The 7181-nt window shown below is 73.3% G+C and carries 10 protein-coding genes and 3 tRNA genes; 2 read left to right on the top strand and 11 right to left on the bottom strand.

Features of this window, described 5'->3' with window-relative positions:
* The 3 genes from ACXJKL_RS10465 to ACXJKL_RS10455 form a co-directional block, all read right to left on the bottom strand.
* The coding region (locus tag ACXJKL_RS10465) for a hypothetical protein (protein ID WP_457206995.1) at positions 1-221 on the bottom strand (221 nt) is incomplete at its 3' end.
* A 91-nt stretch (positions 222-312) separates the two neighbouring features.
* The gene (gene secE, locus ACXJKL_RS10460) at positions 313-570 is read right to left on the bottom strand and encodes a preprotein translocase subunit SecE (protein ID WP_457206994.1); all 258 of its coding nucleotides are present in this window, start codon (positions 568-570) and stop codon (positions 313-315) included.
* A 43-nt stretch (positions 571-613) separates the two neighbouring features.
* Positions 614-686 (bottom strand) — tRNA-Trp (locus ACXJKL_RS10455).
* Between the two features lie 132 nt (positions 687-818).
* Here ACXJKL_RS10455 and ACXJKL_RS10450 point away from each other — a divergent pair.
* Both ACXJKL_RS10450 and ACXJKL_RS10445 read left to right on the top strand, forming a co-directional pair.
* Positions 819-1916 (top strand): adenosine deaminase, encoded by a 1098-nt coding sequence (locus ACXJKL_RS10450; protein WP_457206993.1) that lies wholly within the window; start codon positions 819-821, stop codon positions 1914-1916.
* Positions 1913-2524, top strand: a complete 612-nt coding sequence (locus ACXJKL_RS10445) for a hypothetical protein (RefSeq protein ID WP_457206992.1) — start codon at positions 1913-1915, stop codon at positions 2522-2524. The genes ACXJKL_RS10450 and ACXJKL_RS10445 overlap by 4 nt, the downstream gene beginning before the upstream one ends.
* Here ACXJKL_RS10445 and ACXJKL_RS10440 read toward each other — a convergent pair.
* The 8 genes from ACXJKL_RS10440 to ACXJKL_RS10405 all read right to left on the bottom strand — a co-directional run.
* Positions 2521-3585 (bottom strand): UDP-N-acetylmuramate dehydrogenase, encoded by a 1065-nt coding sequence (locus ACXJKL_RS10440; protein ID WP_457206991.1) that lies wholly within the window; start codon positions 3583-3585, stop codon positions 2521-2523. The two genes, ACXJKL_RS10445 and ACXJKL_RS10440, sit on opposite strands and share 4 nt — an antisense overlap.
* Positions 3578-3967, bottom strand: a complete 390-nt coding sequence (locus ACXJKL_RS10435) for a MaoC/PaaZ C-terminal domain-containing protein (protein WP_457206990.1) — start codon at positions 3965-3967, stop codon at positions 3578-3580. Before ACXJKL_RS10435 ends, ACXJKL_RS10440 begins: the two co-directional genes overlap by 8 nt.
* Positions 3964-4422, bottom strand: coding sequence for an FAS1-like dehydratase domain-containing protein (locus tag ACXJKL_RS10430; protein WP_457206989.1), 459 nt, complete (start codon positions 4420-4422; stop codon positions 3964-3966). The genes ACXJKL_RS10435 and ACXJKL_RS10430 overlap by 4 nt, the downstream gene beginning before the upstream one ends.
* A 67-nt stretch (positions 4423-4489) precedes the next feature.
* Complete coding sequence (gene rpmG / locus ACXJKL_RS10425; protein WP_056887613.1) at positions 4490-4660, bottom strand: 50S ribosomal protein L33; 171 nt, start codon at positions 4658-4660, stop codon at positions 4490-4492.
* Between the two features lie 76 nt (positions 4661-4736).
* Positions 4737-4813: transfer RNA gene (locus ACXJKL_RS10420), tRNA-Met, on the bottom strand.
* A 45-nt stretch (positions 4814-4858) separates the two neighbouring features.
* Positions 4859-4931, bottom strand: a tRNA-Thr gene (locus ACXJKL_RS10415).
* A 70-nt stretch (positions 4932-5001) separates the two neighbouring features.
* On the bottom strand, positions 5002-6402 hold the full coding sequence (locus tag ACXJKL_RS10410) for an amidase (protein ID WP_457206988.1): 1401 nt from the start codon (positions 6400-6402) through the stop codon (positions 5002-5004).
* A gap of 42 nt (positions 6403-6444) precedes the next feature.
* Positions 6445-7181, bottom strand: a 737-nt coding sequence (locus ACXJKL_RS10405; protein WP_457206987.1) for an ROK family protein, incomplete at its 5' end; no start/stop codon positions are given.

Here is a 7181-nt window from a genome sequence, read left to right as displayed (position 1 = left end):
GCCTCGTCCTCGTCAGCGGTCTCGTCGGTCGGGGCGGGCGCCTCCGCGTCGGTGAGCGCCTCGGTGGTGAGCGACACGTCGACGGTCTGGACGCCGGACGGCACCGACTCGTCGGTCACCAGGTCGTCGCCGGGGGTGACGTCCTGCGACGCGGCCTCGGGGGTCTCGTCGGTGGACGCCTCGGCGTCGTACTGGTCCGGGGAGTCGTTCTGGTCGGACACGGGTTGCTCCGTCACGTCGGTGTACTGGGGTCCCGGCCGGGTGGAGGGCCGGGGTGGATGAGGACTGTGCGCCGGACGGGCCGGCGCCGGGTCACTGGTCGGAGTTGCCCGTGAACATCGCGAAGATGAGCTTGCCGAAGGCCAGGTCCAGCACCGACACGAAGGCCATCATCACGATCACGAACACCATCACCACGAGGAAGTAGGTGGTCAGCTGCTCCTGCGTCGGCCACACGACCTTGCGGAGCTCGGCGACCACCTGGCGGTAGAAAGTGGCCGGACTCGTGCGCTTGCGATCGCCGCCGCGCGATTCCTCACGCGGCTCGTGCACCGCCGGGGAGTCCGACACGCCTGCCACCTCTCACTCGTTGATCCGTTTGTTCTTGATGGAGCAGGGCACGAGGGACTTGAACCCCCAACCTTCGGTTTTGGAGACCGATGCTCTGCCAGTTGAGCTAGTGCCCTCCGACGGACCACTCCGACGCTGCCGCACCCGGTGACGGGCATGGCGAAGCATGCGGGGAATCCACCAAACGGGAATCATACGGGCCCGGCCCAGCCGCGTCGAACCGGCGTCGCCCCCCTACGATCGCCGGCATGGGTCACGGCGGGGACGACGGGGGCAACCCGGCAGGCGCACGGCGCGACGTACGGGCACTGCCCAAGGCGCACCTGCACCTCCACTTCACCGGCGCGATGCGGCACGGCACGCTCCTCGAGCTCGCCGAGCGGGACGGGATCGCACTCCCGGACTCCCTGGTCGAGGACTGGCCGCCCCAGCTCTCGGCCGCCGACGAGAAGGGCTGGTTCCGCTTCCAGCGGCTCTACGACGTCGCACGGTCGGTGCTGCGCACGCCGGAGGACGTACGACGCCTCGTCCTCGAGGCCGCCGAGGACGACGTCGCCGACGGGGGCCGCTGGCTGGAGATCCAGGTCGACCCGAGCGGGTACGCCGCCCGCTTCGACGGCATCACCGCCTTCACCGAGCTCGTCCTCGACTGCGTGCGCGACGCCTCGCAGCGCACCGGCCTGCCGATCGCCGTGGTGATCGCCGCCAACCGGACGAGGCACCCCCTCGACGCCCGCACCCTGGCCCGGCTGGCCGCCCAGTACGCCGGTCGCGGCGTAGTGGGCTTCGGGCTCTCCAACGACGAGCGCCGCGGCTCCACGCGCGACTTCGCGCCCGCCTTCGCGATCGCCGAGCGGGCCGGGCTGCTGCTCGCCCCGCACGGGGGCGAGCTGCGCGGCCCCGACCACATCCGGCTGTGTCTCGACGAGCTGCACGCGGACCGGCTCGGGCACGGCGTGCGCGCCGCCGAGGACCCGGCGCTGCTGGAGGCGATCGTCGAGGCGGGGGTGGCGCTCGAGGTGTGCCCGGTCTCCAACGTCGCCCTCGGTGTCTACTCCGACCTCACCTCGGTGCCGCTCCCCCAGCTGATGGCCGCGGGGGCCACGATCGCGCTGGGTGCCGACGACCCGCTGCTCTTCGGCTCCCGGCTGGCCGGGCAGTACGCCACCATGCGCGCCGCCCACGACCTCACCGACGCCGACCTGGCCTCGCTCGCGCGCTCGTCCTTCGAGGCCTCCCGTGCCCCCGGCGACGTACGCAGAGCCGCCCTGGCCGAGGTCGACGCCTGGCTCGCCGGTGCGGACCACGTGCGGGACGCGGCTCCGGCTGGGAGGATGTCCTCGTGAGCAACGAGGACCAGCCCGACCAGCAGCCCGAGCCGCAGCACCGCCCCGAGGACTACCTGCACACGAACCCGGACGGCTCGCAGACACCGCAGTACCCCGGGCAGGGGCCCGAGCCGGCGACCAACCCCTACGGCTCTGCGGACAGGTCCTCGTACGGCACCCCGCCCACCCACACGAGCTACGGCGACCGGCACGACCCGCCCACCCAGCCGTACGCCGCCCAGCCGCCGCCCTACGGGCAGGACCCGTACGCCCCGTACGGCGGCTACGTGCAGCCGGGCCAGACGGCACCCCCGCACCCCTCGGCCACCACTGCGATGGTGCTGGGCCTGGTGTCACTCATCGGACTCTTCGTGTGCCTGGTCCCGATMCTGGTGGCGCCCTTCGCGTGGCGGACCGGCAGCCGGGTGGTCCGGGAGATCGACGCCCAGCCGGGCCGCTGGAGCGGCCGGGAGCAGGCGCAGGCCGGCCGGATCATGGGGATCATCGGCACCGTGCTGCTGGTGCTCGGGATCGTCGCGATCGTGGGGCTGGTCACGCTGCTGTTCGCCGCGACCGGCGACGTCACCACGGTCGACACGTCGACGCCCGGGGGCACGAACCTCTAGAGCCGGCAGCCGACGAGCACCGGCTCGTTGACCAGCCGCACGCCGTACGCCGCCTCGACGCCGTCGCGGACCTCGCGGGCCAGGGCCAGCAGGTCCTCGGTGCCCGCACCGCCCCGGTTGGTGAGGGCCAGCGTGTGCTTGGTGGAGAGGCTGGCGCGCCCGCCGCGCAGGTCGAGCCCGTACCCCTTGCCGAAGCCGGCGTGCTCGATGAGCCAGGCCGCGCTGGACTTGGTGCGGCCGTCCGGCTGCTCCCAGCGGGGGGCGTCGTCGGGCAGCGCCGCCGCCTGCTCGGCGGTGAGGAACGGGTTGGTGAAGAACGAGCCCGCGCTCCACGTGTCGTGGTCCGCGTCGTCGAGGACCATCCCCTTGCCGGCACGCAGGCCCAGCACGGCCTCGCGCACGGCGGCCAGCGGCGCCCGGCCGTGCAGGTCGACGCCCAGCGTGCGGGCCAGCTCGGCGTACGTCACGGGGGCGCTCAGCGAGCCGGTCCGGAGCTGGAGGTCGACCGAGAGCACCACGTGCCGGCCGGGGTCGGCCTTGAAGCGGGAGTGGCGGTAGCCGAAGTGGCAGTCGGCGGCGGCGAAGGTGCGCACGCCCCGCAGGGTCCGGTCCCAGACGCGCACCGAGGCGACGGTCTGGGCGACCTCCTGCCCGTAGGCGCCGACGTTCTGGATCGGGGTCGCACCCACGCTGCCGGGGATGCCGGAGAGTGCCTCGAGGCCCACCCAGCCCCGCTCGACCGCGGTCGCCACCAGGTCGTCCCAGCTCTCGCCGGCGGCGACACGGACCACGACGCCGCCGCACACCGCACCCTGGTCGACGTCCTCGACGTCGGCGCTGATGCCCCGCGTGGCCACCTCGACCACCCGGCCGTCGAAGCCGTGGTCGGCGACCACCAGGTTGCTCCCCCCACCCAGGACGAGCACCGGGGTGCCGGCGTCGTCGGCCCCGGCGACCGCGTCGACCAGCTCCCCCTCGGTGGTGGCGCGCACCCACTCCCGGGCGGGGCCGCCCAGGCGCAGGGTGGTGTGGTCGCGAAGCAGGGCCGGGGCCTCAGCCACGGACGACGGCCTTGGGCATGCCCAGCACCTTGGTGGCCCCGCAGGTGACCTCGAGGGCCAGCGTCACCAGGCCGTCGGCCACGGTCTTCACGGTGCCGGCGACCACGACCTCGGCGGCACCCTCGGCGGGCACCACGACGGGCTGGGTGAACTTGCAGCCGAGCTCGACGACCTCGGCGCCGTCGGTCCACTCCTCGACCGCGCGGCCGACCAGCCCGAGGGTGAGCATCCCGTGGGCGATGACCCCGGGCAGCCCGACGCTGCGGGCGACCTCCTCGTCCTGGTGGATCGGGTTGGGGTCGCCGGCCGCCTCGGCGTACGCGACGAGGTCGGCGCGCGTGATTGCGAAGGTCCGCGCGGGGAGGGTGTCGCCGGGGTTCATGCCGTCTCCTGCTCTGCTGACTGGACCTTGTCTGCTGAGTGCACCAGCGTGGCGCGCCCCGTGCACACCAGGGCGCCGTCGGCGTCGGTGATGGCGCTGCTGGTGCCGATGATGTCGGCGCCGCCGATCTGGCGGAGGCTGACCACGCTCAGCGTGGCGGTCAGCACGTCGCCGATGCGGACGGGCCGCTCGTAGGCGAAGCGCTGCTCGCCGTGCACGATGCGGAACAGGTCGATCTGCTCGGAGTCCAGGAAGGCCTGCATGGCGTCGAAGGCCAGCACGATCGGGTACGTCGGGGGCACCCCGGGCGGGGATCCGGCCCCGTGCGATCTGCCGTGGGAGGTGTCGTAGGAGGTGCCGAGCGACCGGGCGAAGGCGGCGACGCGCTCCTCGGTCACCTCGAGCGGGGCGGTCGGCGGGAACTCGCGCCCCACCAGGGACTGGTCGACAGGCATGGCAGGAGCCTAAATGACACCGACCCGTCGAGATCCTCGACGGGTCGGTGGTGCAGAGGGGGACCGCTCAGCGGGTCTCGCGGTGCGCGGTGTGCGTGCGGCAACGCGGGCAGAACTTCTTCAGCTCGATGCGGTCGGGGTCGTTGCGGCGGTTCTTCTTGGTGATGTAGTTCCGCTCCTTGCAATCGACGCACGCGAGCGTGATCTTGGGGCGAACGTCAGAGCTCTTGCTGGCCACGGGAAGTCCTTCGTCGGGGTGCGGTGGTGCGGGCTGCGCCTGTGTCGTGCTGGGCCTGGGGTGGTGCTGGTCTTGGTGGTAGCGGGGGCGGGACTCGAACCCGCGACACCACGATTATGAGCCGTGTGCTCTAACCACCTGAGCTACCCCGCCGCCGGGAGGGGCGACCGCCGAAGTCTACGACGGTGCTCCAACCAGAGCCCCTTTACGGAATCGAACCGTAGACCTTCTCCTTACCATGGAGACGCTCTGCCGACTGAGCTAAAGGGGCAACAGCGGAAGAGAATACACACGGCTCCGGGGATACAGGAAATCGCCTCCGTTCCCCGCTCGTGGCGCCCTCATCCCACGTGGATCCGGGGCCACGGAGCGGCCTCCTCGAGCTCCAGGGCCAGCTCCAGGAGACGGCCCTCGCGGCCCGCTCCGGCGCCGAGCATCATGCCCTGCGGCAACCCCTCCGAGGTGGTCGCAAGAGGGAGCGAGACCGCCGGCTCGCCGGTGGCGTTCTGCCACGGCGTGAAGGCCACCCAGTCCATCAGCCGGTCCAGCACCTGCTCGTAGTCGGCGGTCGGGTCGAGGTGGCCGACCTTGGGCGTGGTGGTGGCCAGCGTGGGTGTGAGCGTCACGTCGTACGTCAGGTGGTGACGCGCCGCGCGGTACCTGCTGGACCCCACCGCGGCGATGGCGGCCGGCAGCCGGTGCAGGTGGCGCCGGCAGTGGCGGTCGAGCCCGAGGGTGAGGTTGTCGAGCTGTGCGGGGTCCCACGTCGGGCCGAACGTGCGCCGACCGGTGCGGACGATGCCCATGGCCAGCATCGACCAGTAGAGGACGAAGTGGTCGGCGAACGAGCTCGGCACGGGCGGCTCGATCTCCTCGACCTCGTGACCGAGGGACTCCAGCAGCGTTGCCGTCGCGAGCGTCAGCGCCGCGACCTCGGGGCTGGCGTCGCGACCGATGCCGCGGGTCACGACCGCCACCCGGAGCCGGCTGCGGCCGGGGCGGGTGATGTCGCCCACCGGGGCCAGCCGCGGGTCGCGGTAGACCTTCTCGGCCTCGCGGTAGAACGCCGCGGTGTCGCGCACCGAGCGGGTCAGCACGCCGTCGGAGACGATCCGCACCGGCATCTGCCGCATCGACCGGTCCTGGGCCAGCCGGCCGCGGGTGGGCTTGAGGCCGACCAGCCCGTTGACCGAGGCCGGGATCCGGATCGAGCCGCCCCCGTCGTTGGCGTGCGCGAGGGGGACCACCCCGGTGGCGACGAACGCCGCGGACCCCGCCGACGACGCCCCGGCGTAGTGGTCGGGGTTCCAGGGCGTGCGCACCGGGCCCAGGCGCGGGTGGTCGACGGCCCCGCTGAAGCCGAACTCGCTGAGCCGCGTCTTGCCGAGCGCCAGCAGCCCGAGGCCGCGGTACATCCGGGTGAAGTCGCCGTCCTCGGGGACCGGCCGGGCGACGTAGGCGTCCGTGCCGTTCTGGGTGGGCATGCCGGCGACGTCGACGTTGTCCTTGAGGAACGTCGGCACCCCCGAGAAGTAGCCGGGGCGCGGTGCACGCGCCTCGGCCCGCGCCTCGTCGAAGGCCTCGTGGGCCAGCGCCCCGAGCTGGTCGTCGACGGCGTCGGCCCGGGCGATGGCGGCCTCCACCACGTCGGCCACCGAGAGCCCGTCGCGGTAGGCCTCGACGAGCCCGACCGCGTCGAGGTCCTGCAGGGAGTCGTCACCGAAGGCGTGCACGCGGACCATGGCGGGCAACCTAGGGCACGCCCGGGCGCCGGGGAAGGGGGCTCAGCGGGCCCGGGCCAGCAGCGCGTCCACCGCGCGCGGGGAGAGCACCGAGTCGAGGGCCAGCCGGACGCAGCCGACGAGGCCGGCCCGCTCGCCGTACGTCGCGGGGAGCACCTGCAGGTCGCGACCCGCCAGCGCCGTGGTGCCGGGGAAGAGCGTGTCGCGCAGGCCCGCGGCGAAGGTGTCGAAGGCACCGGCCATGTCACCACCGACGACGACGGCGCGGGGGTTGAGGACGGTGACGGTGGCGGCGAGCGCCTCGCCGACCCGACGGCCGGACTCGCGCACGATCGAGCGCGCCTCGCCGTCGCCCAGCACCGCCTGGGCCACCAGGTCGCGGACGTGGTGCACCTCCCGGTCGTTCTCGCGCAGCCGCTCCACGAGCGCCCATCCCCCGGCGACCGCCTCGAGGCAGCCGGTGTCCCCGCAGCGGCACACCAGGCCGGCCGCGGCCGGCACCTTGACGTGGCCCAGCTCGCCGGCCGCCCCACGGTGCCCCCGCAGCAGGTGACCGCCGGCGACGATGCCGAGCCCGAGGCCGGTGGAGGCCTTGAGGACCAGGACGTCGTCGTGGTCGAGGAGGTGGCCGCCGCGCTCCGAGGCCGCCATCACGTTGCAGTCGTTGTCGACGACGATCGGTGCCGAGGTCAGGTCGCGGAGGTACGCCGCCAGGGGGACGCCGTCCCAGCCGGACAGCGCCGGCGAGTCGACGCTGACCCCACGCTCACGGTCGACGG

The organism is Nocardioides sp. P5_C9_2 (assembly GCF_054049555.1).
This window is presented reverse-complemented; position numbering and strand designations above follow the sequence as displayed.